Here is a 22845-nt window from a genome sequence, read left to right as displayed (position 1 = left end):
GGCCCTGCGGGGCGGGGCCCCGCGGGGGCGGAGCCCAGACAAGGTCAGCCCAGGTTGCTCCACACCACGCGGCCGTCCGCGACCGCGGCGAGTGCCGAGTCGCACGGGGCGCCCACCGTGAAGGCCTGGTAGAGCTCGACCAGCAGATCCACGACCGAATCCCACATCCGGTGAAGGGGCTGGCCCCCGCCGTACGCCCACACCGAGCCGGCGTCGCGACCGGCGCGGTACGACACCGCGTAGCCGAACCCGCTGCGCTCGGCGAACGGCCACAACCGACCCGCCCACGTCGCGTCACCACCCGGCTCAGACCCGAGGGTGCCGGCCCCCATCGCCTGCTCGAACCTCGCCGCCTGCACGTCGAACCCCTGCGCCGCCGTGAGTGGCTCCGCGAACGGGAACAGCCCCTCTACCGCATCGAGGCCCGTCCTGCGCAGGTGCCACAACATGGTGCGGATCCCGGTGGCGTCGTCGACGCCGCACCTGTCCAGTAGAGCGCCCGACGAACTCGCGGACCACCGGGGATCGTCTGTACACGGTGCGCCGTCGCTGGCGACGACCGGGGCCACCCGAAGGAGCTCCGCGAGGGCGTCGGCCAGTTCGCCGATCTGCTCGTCGAGCACCGCCGAGGCGTCGTCCTGCCCCACCATCGACCGGCGACCACCAGCCGACCGGCCGCCGGTACCCGACGCCGGCGGGTCCGGGTGAGGCTCGGAATCGGGGGCGGTCCGGGACTCCCCCATTGCGGAACTGATGCGCGCGAGAGCGCCGTCGAACTCCTCGCTCCACCCGCCACCGGCGACCCAGTCCTCCTCGGCGGCCGGAGGCACGGTCCGCAGCGGGGCCGGTGGGGGCGGGGACGGCTCGTCGGGGATGGCGGGCAGGAAGCCGGTGACGTCGGCCAACAGGTCCATCCGGGCGCGTCGGCCCTCGTCCATCCGCGAGCGCTCCGAGCGGGTGAACGCCATGACCGGCAGGGTGAGGAGCAGCGCGGCCTGACGGCCGGTGAAACCGAAGCCCAGCTTGAGCGCCCGGCGCGCCTCGACCGGCGACTCCGCGTCGCGGATGGCCGCCATCACCCCGTCGAGGTCCTCGCAGGCCCGGAGGATCGCCTCCGCCTCGTCCCAGGACCTCCCGATGTCGTCACCGGGTTCGAACCATCCTCCGACGGTACGCGCAGCGCCCACGACAACCCCCCTTCTCGTCGACGAACCACACATTCGCCCCCTCAGATCCGCGGGAATCCTACGCCCGCCCGCGCTCCCGTGGCGGTTCCAGGATGGCGCCACGGCGCCTCCGGCACAGCGTCACGGCCGCGGCTCCCGCGTCGGCGGTCACAGGGGCGCGCATCCGACCGGATGTGACCGATCTCTCCACCGCTCAAAGGTGCGCTGACCAGCGTCGATGGCGTGCGAATCGAACCCTCAGGAAAGGCCGAGGTTCCGGAGAGGATCGCTGCGTAGGGTCCGGATCATGAGCAACACCCAGATGGTTGAGGAGCGTCGGCGGGGCGGATCGGAGACCACGGCGACCCCGGGCGTCGACGGCGGCACCCGCCCCGGCACCGGGACACTCACCCACCCCACCACCCACGCCACCGTCCTCCCGGCGCCACTGACGACGATCATCGCCGCGCTGGCGGGCGGCCTGATCGGCATCGCCGCGGTCTACGGGGTGGCGTCCAGACTGGCCGGCTCGCTCACCGCGGTCGCGGCCATCGTCATGGTCTTCGCGATCACGCTGGCCGGCCCCCGGGTCCACGCGGCGGCCCGCACCGAACTCGGGCGGACGATCGCGGTCACGCTCCAGGCGATCGGGTTCGGCGGCGTCGTCGGCGCGCTGGTCATCGCCGCCTGAACCATCGCCGACTGAGCCATCCCTATCCTGGTCAGCCCCGCCTGAACCGCGCGGACAACTCGTCGACAGCCGCCTCCTCCACCCCCGCGCCCTCCACGAGGTATCGCCGCGCGTCACCGAACTCGCGGGCCAACGCATCCAGGGAGCGGCGGAGGTTGGCCTCCTCGACGCCGATGAGCACCTCTATCGCCTCGAGCTTGTCGGGCATCTCCGCCTGCACGTAGGTACGGATGGAGGAGACGAAGTCCGCGGACATCTCCTGCGTGAGCAGGTAATCCGCGATCACATCCTCCTCCCGGACACCGGCGACCAACTGCACCAGCGCCGAGACCCACCCGGTGCGGTCCTTGCCCGCCGTGCAGTGCACGATCGCCGGGCCGGACGACACGGCCAGGGCGTGGACGGCCCGACCGAACGCCCGCCGCTCGTGATCACCCACCACGAACCGCTCGTATGTCGCGGCCATCTCGCGCCGCGCCTCCTCGGCCCCGGCCAGGCCGGACGCACTGAGGGTCGCCGCCGAGGTGTGCCCGCCCAGCACGTCGATCGGCAGGTACTCGGCCCCGGCGGGGACGACGTCGGGCTGCTTGTCGATCTCGGCGCCGGTGCGCAGGTCGACGACGGTCGAGACGCCCAGTTTCTCGAGCACCGCGAGGTCGTGGTCGCCCACCGCGAGAGTCGTGGACCGGTAGACGAGACCGCGGGCCATCGACCCGGACGGACGGAGTGCGTAGCCCGGGCCGGCCACGTCCCGGAAATTGTGGACGCTGGTGAGTCGGACATCGCTGACGACGAATCCGTCCCGGTCGAGGCCGACCTCGTCGTCGTCGGATCCCCGGACGACACCCTCGTCCACGTCGACGTTCCCGCCGTGTTCGCCGACCATCCCACGCCCCTGTTCGATCCCCGCGCGCCCACGTGGCGCGCCGTCGCCTCGTTCCTACCCGATGCCGGCCGGACACGCCCACCGAGTGGGCCGGTGACCACCGAGGCTGACACCTGTCAATGTTGCTGGCCGTTTCGCCTGTGCGACGGGGCCCGGTCGCCTAGTGTCCGATCTCATGACCACAGCAGACTTCAATCCCGGGCACGACATGCAGCACGCCACGTTCGGCGACATCCTCATCGAGCGTTCCACCGACGACCACCCGGGACTGCTGTTCGAAGACTCCGCGTGGACCTGGCGCGAGTTCGTCGCCGAGGCCGCCGTCCGCGCGGAGATCCTGCGCGGCTGGGCGGAGGAGCACTCCGACTCGTACGCGGACCGACCCGACCCCTACAAGCACCTCCACGTGGGCATCCTCCTGGAGAACGTGCCCGAGTACCTGTTCACCCTGTGCGGTGCCGCGCTCGCGGGCGTGACCATCGTCGGCATCAACCCCACCCGGCGCGGCGCCGAACTCGCCTCCGACATACGGGGCGTGGACTGCGACGTGATCGTCACCGACTCGGACGGCACCGCCCTGCTCGAGGGCCTCGACACCGGCGTCGCCGCGCAGTTCGACATCGACTCCGACACGTGGCGCGGCCTGCTCGCCGATCACGCCGGCGCCGAGCCCCGACTGCACCCGGAGAGCGCCCGCGACCCCCACACCCTGCTGGCCCTGCTGTTCACCTCCGGCTCGACCGGCGCCCCCAAGGCCGTCATGTGCTCGACCGGCCGCATGGCCATGATGGGCACCATCAACTACCGGGGCCTCGTCCGCGACGACGTGGCCTACAGCGCGATGCCCCTGTTCCACGGCAACGCCCTCTTCGCCGCGTTCGCCCCGTCCGCGTACGTCGGCTGCACCTTCGCGATGCGCCGCAAGTTCTCCGCCTCGGGGTTCCTGCCCGACGTGCTGCGGTTTAACGCCAGCTACTTCAACTACGTCGGCCGGTCACTGTCGTACATCCTCGCCCAGCCCGAGGTGCCCGAGGAGAAGCAGACGCGCCTGCGGGTCGTCTTCGGCACCGAGGCCTCCGTCCACGACCGGACCGAGTTCGAGCGCCGTTTCGGCGTGACCCCGCTCGAGTCGTACGGCAGCAGCGAGGGCGGTGTGGTGATCAGCCACACCGAGGACACCCCGCCCGGCGCGCTCGGCGTGGCCGGCGCCTACATGCACGTCGCGATCCTCGACGCGGAGGAGAACGAATGCCCCCGGGCCGAGTTCGATGCCAACGGCGGCCTGGTCAACGCCGGCGAGGCGATCGGCGAGATCTGCAACGTCACCGGCGCGAAGCTGTTCGAGGGCTACTACCGCAACCCCGAGGCCACCGCCGAACGCAACGTCGGCGAGGTCTTCCACACCGGTGACCTGGGCTACCGCGACGCGGACGGGTACTTCTACTTCGCCGGCCGCTCCGGTGACAGGATCCGCGTGGACAGCGAGAACTTCTCCGCCGGGCCCGTCGAGCGCATCCTCGACCGGTTCCCCGGCGTGCTCGTCGTGGCCGTCTACCCGGTCCCGGACCCGCGCACCGGCGACCAGGTCATGGCCGCCATCCAGCTCGAACCCGGCGTGGAGTTCGACGCCGACGCGTTCTCCGAATTCTGCCGCACCCAGCCCGACATGGGCACCAAGTGGGCGCCGCGGTTCGTGCGCGTCATGACCGAGATGCCGGTCACCGCCACGCGGAAGATCTCCAAGCCCAGCCTGCGACGCGAGTCCTGGATCGAGCCCGGCGAGGTCTACCTGCGTGGCGGTGCGGCGGGCGACGACGACGTCTACCGGCCGCTCACTGACGCCGACCGCGCGGCCCTGCTCGCCGAGTACGAGCTCCACGGGCGCCGGCCCGTGGGGGTGTGACGAGGGGGGCGTGAGGGCTCGGCCGCTGGCCGGGGAGCGCGCTCAGCGCAGGACGCGCAGCTGGAACGGGTAGTTGATCGTCCGGCCCTGGGTCGCACGAACGGTACCGATGACGTGGCCGATGATCTGCGCGAGGAAGGACACCGCGAGCAGGATGAGGCCGATGGGCAGGCCGATCACCGTGAGGATGAAGATCCAGCCCACGATGCTCATGATCCACAGGCCGAGGTTGAAGTTGAACGACCCGGCGGCGGCCTGGCGGACGAACGGGCTGCGGTCCTTGTAGATCAGCCACATCACGAGCGGGCCGACGAACGAGAGCCACCCGGCCGAGAGCGCCATCGCGATGAGGCTTGACGCGTGCGCCAGTGCCGCGGGGGTGCGGTCGTCCGGGCCGACGGCCGGGGGCTGGTTCCCGTACCGGGGATCGCCGTACCCACCCTGTCCGAACTGGTGGTCGCCGTACTGGTGGTAGCCGGGCTGCTGGGTCATGCCTCCAGTGTCCTCGCCGGGCGGGATCCGCGCATCGGGGATGTCCCGGGGATCTATCGACGGCGGGGCGGGGGTTCGGCGGCGGGATTCACGCGGATGTCATACGGCGCGCCTACTGTGGCAGCCATGGCCGATCCCACCAGATCCGACGCGCCCGCCACCGCCTCGGACGTGCCCGAGCCGGACGATTCCGAGCGGCTCGACGACGCCGTGCGGCCCCTGCGCGACGACGTGCGTTTCCTCGGAGCCGTGCTCGGCGACACGGTGCGCGACCAGGCGGGCGGGACGGTCTTCGACCTGGTGGAGACCGCCCGGCGCACCGCGTTCGCCGTCCGCCGCTCGGAGGCCGACCGCGACGAGGTGGCGGCCCTGTTCACCGATGTGCCCGCCACCGAGATGATCCCCGTCATCCGGGCGTTCTCCCTGTTCGCGCTGCTGGCCAACGTCGCCGAGGACCTCCACCAGGAGCGCCGTCGCCGCATCCACACCGCTGCGGGCGAGCCGCCGCCGGACGGGGATCTCGAGGCGACCTGGGCGCGACTGGCCGAGAACGAACCAGAGCCCGCGAGGCTGGAGGCGGTGCGCGCGACGGCCCGGGTGGCGCCCGTACTCACGGCGCACCCCACCGAGACCCGCCGGCGCTCGGTCTTCGAGATCACCCGACGGGTGCTGGACCTCATGCGCCGCCGCGACGCCCTGCGCACGGGGTCGGACGAGGCGGGGCACCGGGACCGCGTCACCGATGCCGAGCTCGAGCAGGTGGAGCAGGACATCCGCCGGCAGGTGCTCACGCTGTGGCAGACGGCGATCATCCGCAGCCAGCGCCCCCGGATCGAAGACGAGGTCCTGGGCGGCCTGCAGTACCACGAGGCCACGCTCATCGACGTGATCCCGCCGCTCAACGCGGAGATCGCCGACCGTCTCGGCTCCGGCGACCGCCCCGTCGTGCGCCCCGGCTCGTGGATCGGCGGGGACCGCGACGGCAACCCGTACGTCACCGGCGACGTGGTGCGCTTCGCCACCGAGCAGGCCGCCGCGCTACTGCACCGCCACTACACGGAGGAACTCCGGCTGCTCGAGCGGGAGCTGCCCCTCTCGCGGCGGGTCGTGGACGTGCCCACCGGGCTCAGCGACCTCGCGGACTCGCTGGTGGAGACGGACGGGGAGCTCGCCGCCGCGCGCGAGGACGTGCCGTTCCGCCGCGCGGTGCGGGTGGTCCGCCGTCGGCTCGCCGCGCGGGTGAGGTCCTCGTCGTCGTCACCCGGATCGTCGCCGGACGCGATCGGTCACGACGACGACGAGGCCTACACCTCCCCGGCGGAGATGCTGACCGATCTGGATGTCATCGACGCCGCGCTCGGGGCCTGCGGTGGCGAGCTGGCGCGGTCGCCGCGTCTGCGGGACCTGCGGTGGGCGGTACGGACGTTCGGGTTCCACCTGCAGGCACTCGACATGCGGCAGAACTCGGAGTCGCACGAGGAGGTGCTCACCGAGCTGTTCGCCCTGGCCGGGGTGGGCGAGGACTACTCGGCGCTGGACGAGGACGCCCGGGTGGAGCTGCTGCTGCGCGAGCTCTCGCACGACCGGCCGCTGCTCGGCCCGCGCGCGGAGCTGTCAGAGCTGGCGGCCAAAGAACTCGGGGTGATGCGGGCGGCCGCCGCGGCGGTGGACCTGCTCGGCCCGGAGGTGGTGCCGCACTACATCGTGTCCATGTGCGGGACGGTCTCCGACCTGCTCGAGCCGGCGGTGTTGCTGCGCGAGGTCGGATTGTTCTCCGGTGACCCGGCGGAGCCCCGCTCGAGCGTTCGGCTGATCCCGCTGCTGGAGACTATCGACGACCTGGCGGCGGGGCCGGACATCCTCGACGCGGCGCTCGCGATCCCGCAGTTCCGGGCGCTCATCCGGGCGCAGGGCGATGTGCTGGAGGTGATGCTCGGCTACTCGGACTCCAACAAGGACGGCGGGTACCTGGCCGCCAACTGGGCCCTCTACCAGGCCGAACGCGACCTCGCCGAGGCCGCGACCCGGGCGGGTGTGCACCTGCGCTACTTCCACGGGCGCGGCGGGGCCGTCGGCCGGGGTGGCGGCAACTCCTACGAGGCGATCCTGGCCCAGCCGCCGGGCGCGGTGCAGGGCGCGCTGCGGATCACCGAGCAAGGCGAGGTCATCTCGGCCAAGTACTCCGAGCCGCGGCGGGCCCGCCGGAACCTCGAGGCGCTCGTGGCGGCGACGCTCGAGGCCTCGCTGCTCGACGTCGAGGGTCTGGGCGACCGGGCCGGGGAGGCGTACGGGGTGATGGCCGAGCTCGCGCGGCTCGGGCGGGCGGCGTACGCGTCCCTGGTGCACGACGACCCGGGGTTCATCGAGTACTTCACCACCTCCACCCCGGTCGCCGAGATCGGGGAACTCAACATCGGGTCCAGGCCGTCCTCCCGCAAGCAGACGTCGAGCGTCGAGGATCTGCGGGCGATCCCGTGGGTGCTGTCGTGGTCGCAGTCGCGGGTGATGCTGCCCGGCTGGTTCGGCGTGGGCACCGCACTGCGGCAGTGGGTCGACGCCGAGGGCGAGGCGGCGGCCGGGGAGAGACTGGCCACGCTCCGGCGGCTGAACGACGACTGGCCCTTCCTGCGCACGACCCTGTCCAACATGGCGCAGGTGATGGCCAAGGCGGACATGGGGCTGGCCGGTCGCTACGCCGAACTCGTCCCGGACGCCGAGGTGGGTCGGCGGATCCACGGGGTGCTCACCGACGAGTTCGAGCTGACCCGCGAGATGCTGCTGGAGATCACGGGGCAGGAGACGCTGTTGGACGACAACCCGGCGCTGGCCCGCTCGGTGCGCAACCGCTTCCCCTACCTCGAACCGCTCAACGTGCTGCAGGTCGAGCTGCTGCGCCGCTACCGCGCCGGGGACTCCGACCCGGCGGTGCGAACCGGCATCCAGCTGACCATGAACGGCCTGGCCACGGCCCTGCGCAACTCGGGGTGATCCTCGACGTGCCGGCTAGCGTAGCTGTCGCTGGGTGAGCGGGATGAGCAGCGCGCACACCACCGCCAGCCCGGCGATCCACGGGACCGGACCGCCGGCGCGCGAGAGCTCGGCGAGCACGTACGGCGTGGCCATCCCGAGGTAGGCCAGGACGTAGAACACGGCCACGAGCCCGGCGTGGTCCCGCGGCCCGGACTGCAGCTCGACCTCGACCAGCCCCGCCACCAGGAGCGTGGCGTATCCCACGCCGAGCAGGACCGCGACGGGCAGCAGCCACAGGGCGCGGCCGGGGAGTGCGGGCGAGGCGGCCAGCAGCGCTCCGGCGGCCATCCCGAGCGAGGCGGCGGCGAGTCCCATGACCGGCGGCCGGGACGGCGGTGACGCGGCCGCGATCCTGCGGACGGCGGGTTGGACCAGCACCCCGGCGCCCAGCGTGACGCCCACCATGACGCCCGCGTACAGGGTGGGCCGGCCGAAGGCGTCCCCGCCCAGCAGGTCGGCGAGCACCGCGAACGACATGCTGGCGCAGCCGAACACCAGCGGGGCCCACGGCGCGACCCCGAGGAGGAACCGGCGGGTGCCGGCCGTGGCGGGGATGAGCGGGGCGGCCTCCGGCCCGTCGTGCGGCTGGTACGGGTCCGCGGCGCCCCACGCCGCGACCAGCGCGATCGTGCCGAGGATCAGATGCGGAAGGTACGCCGAGAAGAGCGGGGCGGGGGCGAACTCCCCGACCATGCCCGCCGCCAGGCCGCTGAGCCCGAACCCGCCGGTCAGCGCGATGGCCGCGCGCCGCGCACCGGTGCCGGGCGGCCCGCCGGCGGAGAGCTCACGCACCCAGGCACTGCCGGCCCCGAACGCCGCCCCGGACGCCAGCCCGGCGAGGAACCGACCCAGGTACAGCCACAGAGAATCCTGCGGCCCCAGCAGCATGAACAGGGTCGCCAGCAGCGACAGGACCAGGACGGGCCGCATGAGCACACGGCGGCCGTTGCGGTCGGACCACCGGCCGGCGACCAGCAGGGTGGGCAGCAGACCGACGATGTAGACGCTGAAGATCGCGGTGACGCTGGACTGCGACAGTCCCAGCTCGGCGCGGTACAGATGCAGCAGCGGGGCGAACTGGTTGGCGCCCCAGCCCACCGCGAACACCGCGAGGGCCACGCGCACCCAGCTGCGACGGTCGACCTGAGAATCCATGGAGCAGAACCTAGCCCGCGCGCGCCTTACGCGAGCGCGGTGACCACGAACGCCACCCCCACCACCACGAACAGTGTGCTGGCCACGACGTCGACCCCGGGCAGCAGCCGTCCGACCCGCTCGTTGACCACCCGGTGCGAGGCCAGCAGCGCGAGACCGCCGAACCAGGCGAGCGCGACCGCGATCATCCCGGCGACCAGGGCCACCGACCACGCGGGCGAGACCTCCTCGCGGAGGAACGGGGTGAGCACCGCGCCGAAGAACACCAGGGCCTTGGGGTTGGCGAGGTTGGTGACCAGACCGCGGGTGAAGTCCGCCCGTGGCACCAGATCCGCTACGCCGATTCGGGATCCGCTATCCGAATCCGGGTAGCGGATCCCGATTCCGAGTAGCGGATCCGAGGGCGGGGCGGTGGTGGCGGGTGCGGCGGTGGTGGGTGCGGCGGTGGCCGGCGGTGGGGTCGCACGGCGCGAGCGCCACCAGCCGCGCAGGCCGAGCACGCCCAGGGTCGCCAGTAGCAGTCCGCCGGCGACCTGGAGACCCGTCATGACCTGCGGGTACTCGCGCACGAGGGTCGCGACTCCGGCGAACGCGGCCGCGAGCCACACCGTCAGGCCGGTGACGATCCCCAGCGCGGTGGCGAGACCCTGACGCCGTCCGGCGAGGGCACGTTGGAGGACGACGACGACGTCGGGCCCCGGCGAGACCACCGCGATCGCCCAGACACCGAACAGGCCGAGGAGCTGCGCCGCGGTCACGCCGCCGATTCCATCTCGAGGAGCCGCTGCTTGGCCGCGAGCCCGCCCCGGTAGCCGCCCAGTCCGCCGTCCGAGCGCAGGATCCGGTGACACGGCCACACCAGCGGCAGCGGATTGGTCGCGCAGGCCGACCCCACCGCGCGGACGGCGCCGGGCCGGTCGAGTTCGACGGCGATCTCGCGGTAGGTCGCGGTCCGCCCGTACCCGACCCGGGCCAGATGCTGTTGGACCTCACCACGGAACCCGCGGGCGAGGCGGGTGTCGAGGGGCAGGTCGAACTCGCGGCGGCGGCCGTCGAGGTACTGGTCGATCTGGGCCGCGGCCGCGTCGAGCACCGGCGACCCCGAAGGCGCGCCGAGGATCCGGGGTCCGACCCGGTCGGCCAACATCTCAAGGACCACCCCGGAATCCTCCACCTCGAACGCTACGTACACCAACCCGGCCGGGGACGCGGCCAACAGCAGCCCACCGATCGGGGTGTCGACGCTGCGGTAGGCCACGTCGACCAGGCCCTCGCGCTCGGCGTCGCGGGCCAGGCGATCCCGCAGTCGGGTCGTGTCGGCGGGGGCGGACCGCAGGATCGACGCCGCGCCGGCCTCGGAGATCGCAGGGTCGTCCGCTGCCGGATCGGGCGCCGCCGGTTCGGGCGCCGCCGGGTCGTGCGCCGCCGGATCGTGGATCGGGTCGGTCATGACATCTCCTCCGTGGGACGGTGCGGTTCGAGAGCACGGCGCGGTTCGAGGTGACTGTGCGGTTCGAGGGGACTGTGCTGGTCGAGGTGACCGTGCGGTCCAAGTGTGGTGCGCAGGCGGGCGATCCCGTCCGCGGCCGCGCGCCGGGCCGCCGCCTCGGTGCCGCCGGCGAGTCCGGCGATCTCGGCATAGCGGAGCCCGCCCAGATACCGGTAGGCCACACAGATGCGCTGCCGGGTGGGCAGGGCGGCGACCGCATCCCAGACCCGCGGATCGCCGACCTCGTCGTCGTCGACCCCCGTCGCTCCCCGCGCGCCCCCGGGACGTGGTGTGCGGGCGTCGAGAACGGCGACGTCGTCGGCGGCCCCGCTCGGTGCGGCCTCCCGGACCGAACGCCGCACCACGTCCACCGCCCGGCGGTGCGCGACCCGGACGAGCCAGGCCTCGACGTCGGTGTCGTCGGGCAGCCTGGGCCAGGCGCGGAGTGCGGAGAGGAACGTCTCGGACCAGGCGTCGTCGGCGTCGGGGCCCGGGCCGAGCACCGCGCGGCACACCCGCAGCACGGTGGGACCGTGGCGGTCCACCGCGGCGTCGAACGCTGCCCTCATGTGTGTCGATCCTGCCCTCGTGGTCGCTGCCGGGTGCGGGCGCCCCGCAGACGGGGCATGCGATGGTCACCGGGTAGTCGCGCGGCGCGCCGGTTTCGTGAGGCGCGCCGGTTTCGTGAGGCGCTGCGGTTCCCCTCGCTGAGTCCGGGACGCATACTGGTCTGACCGTCACGCCCCGGGGGGTCTGAAATGCTCGGTTCCCGCACACCCTCACGCCCGGCCGGCCGTCGCCCGGCGCACCGCACGAGCCGCAGAAGCCGAGCGCGCCGCACCGGACTGGCCGGTGCGCTCGCCGCCCTCGCGCTGTCGATCCCCGTCGCCACCGGGGTGGGCCCGGTGCCGGACCGGGTCGCGGACCGGGTCACGCCGGCGGCCCGGGCGCAGGTCCAGCTCGGCCCGCTCGGCGACTACCTGCGCGACCTCGACCCCACCGGCGAGCTGGGGCCGTACGTCACCGAGGCCCTGAACGGGATCAACGGGCCGATCGGCGATCCCGGTCCGCCCGCCGCCGCGGCCGCGCCCGTGACCTGCCGACCCACCGTGGCGCATCCGCGGCCGGTGATCCTCGTCCACGGGACCTTCGACAACGGGGCCGACACGATGCCGCGCCTCGGCGATCCGCTACGCCGTCAGGGCTTCTGCGTGATCGCCCCGACCCTCGGCGCCTACGCGGGCAACCCGGCGCGCGGCGGGCTCGACTCGATCGTCGCCACATCGGGACCGCAACTGGCCGGGGTGATCGACCACGTACGCGCGGTGACCGGGGCCGAGCAGGTGGACCTGGTCGGTTACTCGCAGGGCGCCGCGATCGCCGGGTACACCACCAAGGTGCTGCGGCCGGGCGCGGTGAACCGCGTGGTCTCCGTGGGCGGGTACTGGGGCGCCGACAACAGCGGCCTCATCCCGAACCAGCTGCCGCGCGAGGTCGCGGCTCTGGGCCTGTGGGCCGCGAACCTGCGGGGACTGGCCGAACTGTCCCCGGGCAGCCCGCTGATCGCCGCCTGGTACGGGCTCGACCGCACCCCGTTCCTGCCCGGCGTCGGCTACACGCTCATCGCCACGCGCGGCGACCACCTGCTCCCTCCCGAGCGCAGCTTCGTCCCCGGTCCGGGCGTGCGGTGGGTCGTTCCCGAGGACGCGTGCGGGGGCCGACCGAACTCGCACGGAGGGATGGCCGTCGACGCGCGCACGCACGCGATCGTCGCCGGGGCACTCGGCGGCGCCGGGGGGTGCTGAGCGGACGGGCCCGGCGGCGGGGCCGGCGGTCGCCCTGGGGGCGTCAGCGCAGCTCGCGGGAGTGGTGCTGGTAGAGCTCGTAGGCGTCACGCAGCCCGAGGCCGGGGTGGGCGACCCGCAGGCGGCGCACCGCGTCGATCTCCCCGGAGGAACCGCGCATCGCCGCGGCGATCTGCTCGGGGCGGATCGACGCCGCGATCCGGCGGGAGCGTTCCTCGTTGCGCCCGCCGAGCCACCAGCGGTGCGCCGCAGCGCCGAACAGCATGACCGCCATCGCGAGCCACAACAGCACGTCCAACATCGCGGCCCGGCCGGAGAGCACCTGCACAACTACCACCACGAGCGCACCGAGCCCGCCGAGCACGGTGGCCGCGACGTACGCCACCGCGGTCCGGCTGCGTGACCGCGCCACGTGGTCGATGGCCGACTCCGCCCGGTCCGCGATCCAGTTCGACGGGTGGGGAGAGGTCACGCGCGACCCTCCTCGTCGTCGGACTCCCGGCCACCCGCGAGGTGGCGCTCGACCCGTTCCACCTTGCCGCGCAGCTCCCCCGACCGGCCGGGCCGCAGGTCCGCCTTGAGCACCAGGCTCACGCGCGGCGCCACGGCCAGCACGGCGTCCGTGGCGGCGCGGATGACGGGCATGACCTCGTCCCACTCGCCCTCGATGGTGGTGAACATCGAGGTGGTCTCGTACGGCAGGCCGGAGTCGCGGACCACGCGGACGGCTTCCGCGACCGCGCGACTCATGGATGCCGAGTCGTCCGCGGTGGACGTGGGGGCGACGGAGAACGCGAACAGCATGGCATCACCGTAATCCCGCCGGGCCCCGTCGTGCAGATCGGCGGGCCCCGGCGATACCTGGGTCACAGACCCACGTCACACGCCACCGTCACACCCTCGAGACCGTCTGCGGCACACCCGCGGTGTACCCGGCCTCGGCGAGCAACTCCCGCACGCGCGGGATGACCTTGCTGCCGTAGAGGTCGATGGAGGTCATGAGGTCGTCGTGCGGGGTCGGGCCGCTGGCGTACTTGAGGTCGAAGCGGTCCAGGCCCAGCATGCGGACGGTGGTGGCGATCTTCTGCGCGACCGTCTCGGGGGACCCGACGTACATGGCGCCCGATCGGACCTCGCGGTGGAAGTCGGCCTCGGTCGCGTCGCCCCAGCCGCGCTCGCGGCCGATCTGGTTGCGGTTGACCAGCCAGTGGCGCGCGGACAGCTCGGCGGCCCGGGCGTCGGTCTCGGCGACGAACCCGGGCGAGTGCACGGCGATCGGCAGGCGCGGCGCGGCCGCTCCCCCACCGGCCGTTCCCCCACCGGCCGACCCGGCGCCCGCGAACTGGGCATTGGCCTCGCGATACAGGTCGGCGAAGGGCGCGAACCGGCCGGCGGGGCCGCCGATGATCGCGAGCATGAGCGGCATCCGGTAGCGGGCCGCGCGCACCACGGATTCCGGGCTGCCGCCGACGGCGATCCACGCGTTCAGCCCGTGCTCGGTCTTGGGGTAGACGTGCTGGTCGACCAGCGGCGGACGCAGCTCACCGGACCACGTCACCGGCCCCTCGGGCAGCAGCGCGGCGAACAGGTCGAGCTTCTCGCTGAACAGCTGCTCGTACCGGGCGAGATCGAGGCCGAACAGCGGGAACGACTCGGTGAACGACCCACGGCCCAGCACGACCTCGGCCCGCCCGTTCGACAGGGCGTCGATGGTGGCGAAGCGCTGGAAGACGCGGATGGGGTCATCGCTCGAGAGGACCGTGACCGCCGAACCCAGCGTGATGCGCTCGGTGCGGGTGGCGATGCCGGCCAGCAGGACGTCCGGAGCGGAGACGGCGAAGTCGGGGCGGTGGTGCTCGCCGATGCCGAACGCGTCGACCCCCACCTGGTCGGCCAGGACGGCCTGCTCCACGACATCACGCAGGACCTGCGCGTGGTGGACGGGCCGACCGCCGCGGTCGACGGTGACGTCGCCGAAGGTGTCGAGGCCGAAGGCGACATCCTGGGTGGAGGGGTCACCGTGGGTGGAGGGCGACGACGACGAGGTGGGCGTCGCGGGGTCGTGTGCGGAGGCTGACGAGTTCATGCGATCAGCATAGTTGATCCGTCACCTACATGGCGGGGTGTGCCGCCCGGGCGCGGGAGGCGCGGACGTACCGGGCGATCATCCGGTCCATCACCCCGGGCGCGAGTCGCTGCAGTCGCCACGTGGCCCGGGCGCGGGCGGGCTCGATCACGAGAGCACGGTTTCGGGCGACACCGTCGAGCACGCTCGCCGCCAGCCGGTCGGGGTCCAGCGGCCGGCGCACCCCCTGGCCGTCGAGGTAGAAATGCCGACCGTCGAAGCCGTCGAGTTCACCCTTGTCGAGGATCGCGGTGTCCACCGCCGCCGGGCACACCACGGTCACGCCGACCCCGTGACCGGCGGCCTCGGCGCGCAGGGACAGCCCGAGCCCGACGACCGCGTGCTTGGTCATCGCGTAGCTGGTGATGAGCCCCGCCGGGCACAACCCGCCCATCGACGCGGTGAGCACGATCGCCCCGGCCCCGCGGTCGATCATGTGCGGGTACGCGGCGTGCACGCAGTGGACCACCCCACGGACGTTGACGTCGATGATCGCGTTCCACTGCTTCAGGGTGAGCTTGTCGGTGTCGCCACCCCAGGTGATGCCGGCGTTGGCGAACATCAGGTCCAGCCCGCCCCGGGTGGAGACCACCTCCTCGACGAGGGCGGCCACCGCGGCGGCATCGGTGACGTCGAGGTGCGCCGGTTCGGCACTCCCGGCCCCTGCCGACCCGGCGCCGGGGCCGGACCTCGTCGTCGTCACCTCCTCGGCGACCCGACGCGCGGCGGCGAGGTCGATGTCCGCCACCACCACGTGCGCACCGGCCGCCACGAGGGCGCGGCAGAGGGCCGCGCCGATCCCGGACCCGCCGCCGGTGACGACGGCCGACGCCCCGGCCAGCCGCGGGCCGCGGAGGGCGGTCACCGACCTGGGCGCGGTCACGAGAAAGCCCTGGTCGCCAGCCCGAGCACGTCCGGGTAGCGGCGCAGCTGGGCGCCACCGTCGATCGCCAGGTCCTCCCCCGTCATCCAGTCCGCTGCGGCGAGGTGGAGCACGGCGCGGGCGACGTCCTCGGCGGTCCCCCGGTGGGCGATCGCGGAGTTCTCGGCGTACTCCTCGGCCAGGCCGGGGATCTGCAGGACGGGCTCGGTGAGCGGGGTGACGAGGAAGCCCGGCGAGACGGTGTTGACCCGCACGCCGCGCTCGCCCAGCTCGAGGGCCGCGACCTGGGCGAGCATCACCAGGCCCGCCTTGGCGGCGCAGTAGGCCGCCATCCCCCGGCCCGGTTGCCGTGCGTTGAGGGAGGCGATCGCGACCATGGACCCGCCGTCGCGGACCGCCCGGCCGCCGTGCTTGAACACCAGGAACGCGCCGGTCAGACACACGTCGACGACCCGGCGGAACTCCGCGGCGTCGTGGTCCGTCACCAGGCCCAGCGTGCTGACGCCGGCGGTCGTGACCACCAGGTCCGGGGCGGTCCCGGCGAACAGCGCCTCGACCGACGCCTCGTCGGCCACGTCGACGGCGCACGCCCGGTGCGCCGGGCCGAGCTCGGCGGCGCGGGCGGCGGCCGCCTCGGCGTCGAGGTCCCCGATCGTGACCTGCCACCCCCCGGCGGCGCGAGCACGGGCGGTGGCCCACCCGATCCCCGACGCCCCGCCCACCACGACGGCGGAGCGGCCGCGCGCAGCCACATCGGAACCGTCCGAGGAACTGTCGCGGTCAGGGGTGGGGACGTGTGTGCGATCCGGGTCCACGGGGCCTCCAGTAGGGTTGACGGCCGGCCTCGACGGGGTGGTCCGCCGGGCCGGAGGAAGCTGTTGACGACCGTCAACACGGGCCATAGTGTGATCCGCGCCATAGCTTTCTTGTCGGCGAGTCTGCCTCGCCGAGGGATCCGCCGAAGGGGTTCGCATGACATCGACCTGCACAATCGCCGTGATCGGCGCGGGCATCAGCGGACTGACGACGCTGAAGATGCTCCGCGACTACGGGATTGACGCGGTGTGCTTCGAGGCGTCGGACCGGATCGGCGGGAACTGGGCGTTCGACAACCCCAACGGCAGCTCGAGTGCCTACCGCTCGCTGCACATCGACACGTCCAAGCACCAGCTGAGCTTCCGGGACTTCCCGATGCCGGAGGAGTTCCCGGACTTCCCCCACCACAGCCAGATCAAGCAGTACCTGGACGACTACGCCGAGGCGTTCGGCCTGCTGCCGGCCATCGAGTTCGAGACGCGGGTCGACCATGCCGAGCGCCTGCCGGACGGCGGGTGGGAACTGACCACGTCGCGCACCGGGTCGGCCGCACAGGCCGGGGCCGGCGGCACGGGCGGGGCCGGCGAGACCGAGACGCTCCGCTTCGACGGGCTCGTGGTGGGCAACGGGCACCACTGGGACCCGCGCTTCGCCGACTTCCCCGGCGAGTTCACCGGGGAGATGATCCACTCCCACGCCTACGTCGACCCGTGGGATCCGCTGCACCTCATGGACAAGAAGATCCTCGTGGTGGGCCTCGGCAACAGCGCCGCGGACATCGTGGTGGAACTGTCGTCCAAGGTCATGCGCAACGAGGTGACGCTGTCGACCCGGTCGGGTGCGTGGATCGTGCCCAAGTACATCGCCGGCAAGCCGGCCGACAAGTACTTCGCGACCTTCCCGTACATCCCGTACTCGTGGCAGCGCAAGGCCATCCAGGCGATGCAGCCGATGTCGGCCGGCCGGCCGGAGGAGTACGGCCTGCCGACCCCCAACCACAAGTTCTTCGAGGCCCACCCCACGCAGTCCGTCGAACTGCCGCTGCGGCTGGGGTCCGGGGACGTCGTCGCCAAGGGGGACATCGCCCGACTGGACGGCCGGATCGTGCACTTCGAGGACGGGACCAGCGGCGAGTTCGACGTGATCATCCAGGCCACCGGGTACAACACCACGTTCCCGTTCTTCGACCGGGAGTTCCTCAGCGCCGACGCCCACAACCACGTCCCGCTCTACAAGCGGATGTTCACCCCGGGCATCGAGGACCTCGCCTTTGTCGGCTTCGCCCAGTCCACCCCGACCCTGTTCCCGTTCGTCGAGGCGCAGGCCCGCCTGGTGGCGGCGTGGGCGGCCGGGCTGTACCGCACCCCGCCGGTGGCGGAGATGGAGCGGGTGATCGTGGAGGACGAGAAGAAGTACATCGGCCACATGCTCGACACACCCCGCCACCAGCAGCAGGTCGACTACTTCCTCTACGAACGCGACCTGCGCACCCGGGAGATCCCCCACGGCCTCGAGCGCGCCCGCGAGCGCGGCGCCGCCCTCCGTGCCCGGGTGACGGCATGACGCCGGCCGCCCCCTCGGCGACCACCTCCCCGCGCGGCGACCGTCGCCGCGAGGCCCTGCTCGCCGCGCTCGACGACCGGCTGCGCACCACGGCACTGGACGACATCTCGGTGGCCGACCTCACCGTCTCCGCGGGGATCACCAGGTCCGCGTTCTACTTCTACTTCGACTCCAAGGCCGCCGCCGTGGGCGTCCTGCTCGCCGCCGTGCAGGACGAGGCCCGCGCGGCGGTCGAGACGATCGTGGGCGGCGAGGGAGACTTCCGCACGCGCGTGGCCGGGGCCCTCGAGAAGCTGACCGACCGCGTGTTGGAGAACGCCCACATCTACCGGGCCCTGCTCACCGCCCGCAGCAAGCACGAACAGACCCGGGCGCTGTGGAACGACGGCCGCCGGACGCTGGCCGCCCCGATCGCCGAGTTCCTGCGCACCGAGCGCACGGCCGGTCGGGCGCCGGACGGCGTGAATCCCGAGGCACTCGCGGTGGGGCTGATCCACATCAACGAGACCGTGCTCGAGCAGCTGGCCTACGACACCGACGGCCCCCGCGAGCCACTGCTCACCGTCGCCACCGACATGTGGGTCCGCTCGGTGTACGGCCGACCCGACCCCACGGTGGATGCCGCGGCAGACCCAGGGAGAACCGCATGACCAGCCCCGTCGACATCGTCTTCCGGTCCGGATCGGGGCCGGACGCCGCCGAGTGTCGCGGCTGGCTCCTGCCCGCCGCCGGCGACTCCGCCCGTGCCGGTGAGGCGGGCAGCCCCTGCGTGGTGCTGGCCCACGGGCTGGGCGGTACCGCGGACTCCGGCCTCATGTCGTTCGCGGAGGCGTTCGCGGCCGCCGGGTACGCCGCGCTCGCCTTCGACTACCGCGGCTTCGGGCGCTCCGACGGTCAGCCCCGCCAGGTCGTCTCCCCCGCCCGCCAGCAGGACGACTACCGGGCCGCCATCGCCGCCGCGGCCGCCCAACCCGGCGTCGACCCGGGGCGCATCGTGCTGTGGGGCTGCTCCCTCGCGGGCGGTCACGTCCTGGAGGTGGCCCGGGGCCGCGACGACATCGCGGCCGTCATCTCCATGATCCCCCTGGTAGACGGGCGGGCCGCCGCACTGGCCGCGGCCCGGCAGCACACGCCCGCCTCGCTCCTGCGGGCGACGGGATCCGCGATCGCCGCCAAGGCCGTGGCGGCGACGGGACGCCCCGAACCGCTGCTCCCCCTCGTCGGCCCGCCCGGCTCGAGTGCGCTGCTCTCCCTGGACGGCTACGAGGAGGCCTACACCTCCGTCGCCGGGCCGACCTGGCGCAACGAGGTGGGCGCCTCCATCGGCACCGAGCTGGGCTCGTTCCGGCCCGGCCGGCACGCGGAAGACCTCGTCGTCGTCCCCGTGCTGGTCCAGATCGCCGACCTCGACCGCAGCGCCCCACCGCACGCCGCCGCGACGGCCGCCTTCGCCGCGCGCGCCGAGGTCCGGCACTACCCGGGCGACCACTTCGACCTCTTCGCCGGCCGGCCGTGTCACGACCGGGCCGTCGAGCACGCGCTGCACTTCCTCGAGAGGCACGTGGGCTGACCTGCGGCGACACGTGCGTCGGCGGTGTCGGCGCACGGTCCCACGGGCGACTTCCCCATGGTTGTTGACATGTCATAGAGGTCGGCCTATATTGGGTGACACAACAGTTGAGTGCTCGGCCCCGCCGGCCGGGCAACCCCACCCGAAGGAGTCACCATGACCGCCAACCTCACCGACCTGACCGGCACCTGGACCCTCGACGACACCCACACCCGCCTGGGCTTCGTCACCCGCCACGCGATGATCACCAAGGTCCGCGGCTCGTTCAACGACTTCACGGGCACCGTCACCGTGCCCGCCGAGGGCATCGAGGGCGCCACCGCCCAGGTCACCATCAACGCCTCCTCGATCGACACCCGCAACGCCGATCGCGACGGCCACCTGAAGTCCAACGACTTCTTCGACATGGAGACGTACCCGGAGATCACGTTCACCTCCACGAAGATCGCCGCCAACGGCTCGGGCGGCGTGGACGTGACCGGCGACCTCACCATCAAGGGCACCACCAAGTCCGTGACCATCCCGTTCGAGTACGAGGGCACCGCCACCGACCCGTTCGGCAACCAGCGCGCGGGCTTCGAGGGCACCACGGTGATCAACCGCAGCGACTTCGACCTCACCTGGAACGCGGCGCTCGAGACCGGCGGCGTGCTGGTCTCCGAGAAGGTCACCCTGGAGATCGAGGTCTCGGCGATCAAGAGCGCCTGACCACTCGCCCGCCACGGCTGGCGGGTCCGCCACCGACCGGCCCCGCCCCACATAGTGCACGCTCGCCCCGGCAATCGCCGGGGCGAGCGTTCCGTTTCTGGGGCGGGGCCTGGGCGGGCGGGGCGGGGCCGAAGCCCCTAGGAGACGACGGCGAGGACCGCGGTGTGAGAACCGTCCGCGTCCTGCCAGGTCGCGCTGAGCGTGCCCGGCGAGCCGATGAGCGGGCGGTCGGCCTCCGCGTCGTTCTCCTCGGACACGATCCGGATGACGTGCAGAACCGAGTCGGAGCCCTGGCGGATCCCGTCGCCACCGCCGCGGATGTTGACCGGCGACGGCGTGATCGTGCCGTCCTCGACCTGCAGATGATCGGCCGCGGCGTCGCGGTGGCTGATCACCCGGCGGACCTCCGCGACGTAGACCGGATCCGCCGATGCGTCATAGACCCAGCGACGGCCGAGCACCGAGTGCTCCATCTCGCCGACCAGCGCGTCACCGGAGTCGTCGAGCTCGGACCCGCGGTAGGTCACGGGCACGTGGAAGGTGCGGGCACCGTCGGTGAGGAGGAACGACTCCATCCCGACCTCGCCGGCGGGATCGACGAACCGGTAGGCGGTCACCTGCTCGAGGCCATCCGGGTCGCCGTCGAACCACTCCTGGTGGCGGACCCAGGCCCGGAGCAGGTCCAGCTTGCCCGGGTCGAGGACGGCGTCATAGATCTCGGCGGTTCCACTCATGCGCTAAGACTCCCCGACTTCGCCCGGTCCGGCAAACGCGAACCGGGGCTGATGGGTGTATGAAGAAGAATTCGTGGGAGCGTCGTTCCCGCTGCGTAAGTGGGCAGACCACCCGCCCGCGCCGACCGTACTGTGATGCGGATCACAGCCAGTCCGTGGGGGTGGCCGTTACGGTTACCGCCGTATCGCCGGGGAGATCCCCCGGATCCCGATGGAAAGGTGTGACCCCCATGAAGAAGACCATCGCCGTGATCGGTTCCGCTGCCGCCCTGTCCTTCGCCGGTGCTGGCCTCGCCGCCGCCGAGGAGGCCACCGACCCGACGCAGGGCGCCGACGCCACCCAGACGGAGACCGACGACACGACCGGGGGCGAGCTCGACGAGGTCGAGACCCCCGCCGAGGTCTCCGACATCGCCGCGCAGCTGTGCGGCACCATCTCCGCCTACGACTTCCTCGGCTCCGCCGAGGGCGTGGTGCCCGGCCTGAGCGGCGAGGCGTGCGAGGCCAACGCCACCGCCGCCGTCGCGGCCGCGTTCTCCGGCGACATCTCCGGCGCCATCGACATCCTCCGCGGCATCGACGCCGAGATCCCGGGCGATGACGACGAGACCGCGGACGCCGGCTCGGCCGAGCTCCTCGGCTCGCTGGCCGGCGGTGACGCCGAGGGCGACGCGCCCGCCGACGACACCGAGCTGCCCGCGTTCGGCTCCTGATAGCGACTCGCGCGGCGGCGGCGACCAGCCGCTGACCGCGTGGTCATCCGACTCGGCCCCGGCCCCCTCGACGGAGCCGGGGCCGAGTCCTGTCTGCCCGCCCGGGCCGTCAGCTGCGGGGCTCCGGCGGCTGGGGCTCCGGCGGATGGGCCCCCGCCGCCACGAGGTCTCCCAGCGTCTCGGGGTCGATGTGCCCCGGCTGCGTCTCGGTCATGAACTCCACGATGATCCGCTCGACGGCCGCCGGGTCCTCGACATGCGGGTAGTGGCCGGTCCGCTCGACGATCGCCAGGCGACTACCGGGAATCGCCTCGTGGGTGGCGTGCCCGTGGGACATGGGGATGATCGGGTCGCGGTCGCCCCAGATCAACTGGAACGGCAACTGCCCGGCCAGGTGCAGCCGGTTGGCCGCCGACACCGCCTGCCCCTTGTTGTCCACGACCGCGCGCAGCGTCTTGAAGAACGTCCTGCGGTGACCGGGCCTACTGAGTGAGTCGTACGACATCCAGGACTCGGTGATCGCGTCGGCCCGGATGCCCAGGCCGGAGAAGAAGCGCCCCACCGAGTTCCCGGCGTTCACGAAGACCGGGGCCGCGCCGATCGTCAGCAGGAGTTCGGCGCCGGGGACGGCCAGCATCCGGAGGATCCAGTTGACCTCCTTGCCCAGGCCGCCGCTGCCGATGAGGACGATCCGCTCGCAGTACTCGGGGTACTGGTAGACGAACTGCATGGCGACGCCGCCGCCGAGCGATTGCCCGATGACCGTGCATCGCTTGATGCCCTTGACCACCAGCAGGTCGCGCAGGGCGGAGGCCATCGCGCCGAGCGAGTAGTCGTCGAAGTCGAGTGAACTCTCCCCGTGACCGGGCAGGTCCGGGGCGATGACGTGGAAGTGGGCGTCCAGGCGCGGGATGAGTTCGCGCCAGGTGGTCGAGCTGCCGGCCATGCCGTGGATGAGCAGGATCGTCGGCTTGCCCTCGCCGGCACCCGCCTCGCGGTAGGCCAGCTCTCGTCCGTGAAGTGTCGCGGTCTGCATAGTGATTCCCCCTCGGGGACGGCCTCCCGCGCCGTATCTCGTCGCAGGGAGCACCTACCGTCATTGTGCGCCCCGCGGGG

General features: G+C 72.6%; 23 protein-coding genes. 9 read left to right on the top strand and 14 right to left on the bottom strand.

Annotated elements, in window-relative coordinates; translation table 11 throughout:
* Nucleotides 1-44 precede the first annotated feature (44 nt).
* Nucleotides 45-1187, bottom strand: coding sequence for a DNA gyrase subunit A (locus OVA21_RS17420; protein ID WP_096906311.1), 1143 nt, complete (start codon nt 1185-1187; stop codon nt 45-47).
* A 286-nt stretch (nt 1188-1473) separates the two neighbouring features.
* Between OVA21_RS17420 and OVA21_RS17415 the strand changes: the two genes are divergently transcribed.
* Entirely contained in the window at nt 1474-1857 is a 384-nt protein-coding gene (locus OVA21_RS17415; RefSeq protein ID WP_096906312.1) for a hypothetical protein, read from the top strand.
* 31 nt (nt 1858-1888) lie between these two features.
* On the opposite strand, the gene OVA21_RS17410 is transcribed toward OVA21_RS17415, so the two are convergent.
* A complete protein-coding gene (locus tag OVA21_RS17410; RefSeq protein WP_096906313.1) occupies nt 1889-2743 on the bottom strand; it encodes a tyrosine-protein phosphatase in 855 nt (284 codons plus the stop codon).
* A 175-nt stretch (nt 2744-2918) separates the two neighbouring features.
* Here OVA21_RS17410 and OVA21_RS17405 point away from each other — a divergent pair, with 175 nt between their 5' ends.
* A complete protein-coding gene (locus OVA21_RS17405; RefSeq protein WP_254050541.1) occupies nt 2919-4646 on the top strand; it encodes an AMP-binding protein in 1728 nt (575 codons plus the stop codon).
* 42 nt (nt 4647-4688) lie between these two features.
* Here the strand turns inward: OVA21_RS17405 and OVA21_RS17400 are convergent, their stop codons facing one another.
* Nucleotides 4689-5138, bottom strand: coding sequence for a DUF4870 domain-containing protein (locus tag OVA21_RS17400; RefSeq protein ID WP_096906314.1), 450 nt, complete (start codon nt 5136-5138; stop codon nt 4689-4691).
* Between the two features lie 126 nt (nt 5139-5264).
* Between OVA21_RS17400 and ppc the strand changes: the two genes are divergently transcribed.
* A complete protein-coding gene (gene ppc / locus OVA21_RS17395) occupies nt 5265-8126 on the top strand; it encodes a phosphoenolpyruvate carboxylase (RefSeq protein ID WP_254050542.1) in 2862 nt (953 codons plus the stop codon).
* A gap of 15 nt (nt 8127-8141) precedes the next feature.
* On the opposite strand, the gene OVA21_RS17390 is transcribed toward ppc, so the two are convergent.
* Genes OVA21_RS17390 through OVA21_RS17375 form a run of 4 tightly spaced genes read right to left on the bottom strand, consistent with a single transcriptional unit; the run spans nt 8142 to nt 11381 of the window.
* A complete protein-coding gene (locus OVA21_RS17390) occupies nt 8142-9323 on the bottom strand; it encodes an MFS transporter (protein WP_096906315.1) in 1182 nt (393 codons plus the stop codon).
* A 26-nt stretch (nt 9324-9349) separates the two neighbouring features.
* The gene (locus OVA21_RS17385) at nt 9350-10081 is read right to left on the bottom strand and encodes a LysE family translocator (protein WP_268092952.1); all 732 of its coding nucleotides are present in this window, start codon (nt 10079-10081) and stop codon (nt 9350-9352) included.
* Nucleotides 10078-10773 carry a methylated-DNA--[protein]-cysteine S-methyltransferase gene (locus tag OVA21_RS17380; protein ID WP_082923858.1) on the bottom strand — a complete coding sequence of 232 codons (696 nt, stop codon included), beginning with the start codon at nt 10771-10773 and terminating at the stop codon, nt 10078-10080. The genes OVA21_RS17385 and OVA21_RS17380 overlap by 4 nt, the downstream gene beginning before the upstream one ends.
* Nucleotides 10770-11381, bottom strand: a complete 612-nt coding sequence (locus tag OVA21_RS17375) for an RNA polymerase sigma factor (RefSeq protein WP_082923859.1) — start codon at nt 11379-11381, stop codon at nt 10770-10772. Before OVA21_RS17375 ends, OVA21_RS17380 begins: the two co-directional genes overlap by 4 nt.
* Before the next feature lie 189 nt (nt 11382-11570).
* Between OVA21_RS17375 and OVA21_RS17370 the strand changes: the two genes are divergently transcribed.
* On the top strand, nt 11571-12617 hold the full coding sequence (locus OVA21_RS17370; RefSeq protein WP_167492357.1) for an esterase/lipase family protein: 1047 nt from the start codon (nt 11571-11573) through the stop codon (nt 12615-12617).
* Nucleotides 12618-12660: 43 nt separating this feature from the next.
* On the opposite strand, the gene OVA21_RS17365 is transcribed toward OVA21_RS17370, so the two are convergent.
* From OVA21_RS17365 to OVA21_RS17345, 5 genes are all read right to left on the bottom strand, one after another.
* Nucleotides 12661-13089 (bottom strand): hypothetical protein, encoded by a 429-nt coding sequence (locus tag OVA21_RS17365; protein ID WP_163375205.1) that lies wholly within the window; start codon nt 13087-13089, stop codon nt 12661-12663.
* Entirely contained in the window at nt 13086-13421 is a 336-nt protein-coding gene (locus OVA21_RS17360) for an MTH1187 family thiamine-binding protein (protein WP_163375204.1), read from the bottom strand. The genes OVA21_RS17365 and OVA21_RS17360 overlap by 4 nt, the downstream gene beginning before the upstream one ends.
* An 88-nt stretch (nt 13422-13509) precedes the next feature.
* Nucleotides 13510-14703 carry an LLM class flavin-dependent oxidoreductase gene (locus OVA21_RS17355; RefSeq protein ID WP_268092949.1) on the bottom strand — a complete coding sequence of 398 codons (1194 nt, stop codon included), beginning with the start codon at nt 14701-14703 and terminating at the stop codon, nt 13510-13512.
* A 25-nt stretch (nt 14704-14728) separates the two neighbouring features.
* A complete protein-coding gene (locus tag OVA21_RS17350; RefSeq protein ID WP_268092948.1) occupies nt 14729-15625 on the bottom strand; it encodes an SDR family NAD(P)-dependent oxidoreductase in 897 nt (298 codons plus the stop codon).
* Nucleotides 15622-16377 carry an SDR family NAD(P)-dependent oxidoreductase gene (locus OVA21_RS17345; RefSeq protein WP_268093184.1) on the bottom strand — a complete coding sequence of 252 codons (756 nt, stop codon included), beginning with the start codon at nt 16375-16377 and terminating at the stop codon, nt 15622-15624. Before OVA21_RS17345 ends, OVA21_RS17350 begins: the two co-directional genes overlap by 4 nt.
* 220 nt (nt 16378-16597) lie before the next feature.
* Here OVA21_RS17345 and OVA21_RS17340 point away from each other — a divergent pair, with 220 nt between their 5' ends.
* From OVA21_RS17340 to OVA21_RS17325, 4 genes are all read left to right on the top strand, one after another.
* Nucleotides 16598-18004, top strand: coding sequence for a flavin-containing monooxygenase (locus tag OVA21_RS17340; RefSeq protein ID WP_268092947.1), 1407 nt, complete (start codon nt 16598-16600; stop codon nt 18002-18004).
* Nucleotides 18001-18654, top strand: coding sequence for a TetR/AcrR family transcriptional regulator (locus tag OVA21_RS17335; protein ID WP_268092946.1), 654 nt, complete (start codon nt 18001-18003; stop codon nt 18652-18654). Before OVA21_RS17340 ends, OVA21_RS17335 begins: the two co-directional genes overlap by 4 nt.
* Nucleotides 18651-19574 (top strand): alpha/beta hydrolase, encoded by a 924-nt coding sequence (locus OVA21_RS17330; RefSeq protein WP_268092945.1) that lies wholly within the window; start codon nt 18651-18653, stop codon nt 19572-19574. Before OVA21_RS17335 ends, OVA21_RS17330 begins: the two co-directional genes overlap by 4 nt.
* Nucleotides 19575-19730: 156 nt before the next feature.
* Nucleotides 19731-20282, top strand: coding sequence for a YceI family protein (locus OVA21_RS17325; RefSeq protein ID WP_067715464.1), 552 nt, complete (start codon nt 19731-19733; stop codon nt 20280-20282).
* Nucleotides 20283-20419: 137 nt separating this feature from the next.
* Here the strand turns inward: OVA21_RS17325 and OVA21_RS17320 are convergent, their stop codons facing one another.
* The gene (locus OVA21_RS17320) at nt 20420-21016 is read right to left on the bottom strand and encodes a maltokinase N-terminal cap-like domain-containing protein (protein WP_067715466.1); all 597 of its coding nucleotides are present in this window, start codon (nt 21014-21016) and stop codon (nt 20420-20422) included.
* A gap of 230 nt (nt 21017-21246) precedes the next feature.
* On the opposite strand from OVA21_RS17320, the gene OVA21_RS17315 reads away from it, so the two are divergent.
* Entirely contained in the window at nt 21247-21729 is a 483-nt protein-coding gene (locus OVA21_RS17315; protein ID WP_206473872.1) for a hypothetical protein, read from the top strand.
* A 109-nt stretch (nt 21730-21838) separates the two neighbouring features.
* On the opposite strand, the gene OVA21_RS17310 is transcribed toward OVA21_RS17315, so the two are convergent.
* A complete protein-coding gene (locus OVA21_RS17310; RefSeq protein WP_268092943.1) occupies nt 21839-22765 on the bottom strand; it encodes an alpha/beta fold hydrolase in 927 nt (308 codons plus the stop codon).
* Between the last annotated feature and the right edge of the window lie 80 nt (nt 22766-22845).

This window comes from Dietzia sp. SL131, from assembly GCF_026672565.1.
GTDB lineage: Bacteria > Actinomycetota > Actinomycetes > Mycobacteriales > Mycobacteriaceae > Dietzia > Dietzia kunjamensis.
Note: the sequence above shows the minus strand (reverse complement) of the source record. Positions and strands in the feature narration are given on the sequence as shown.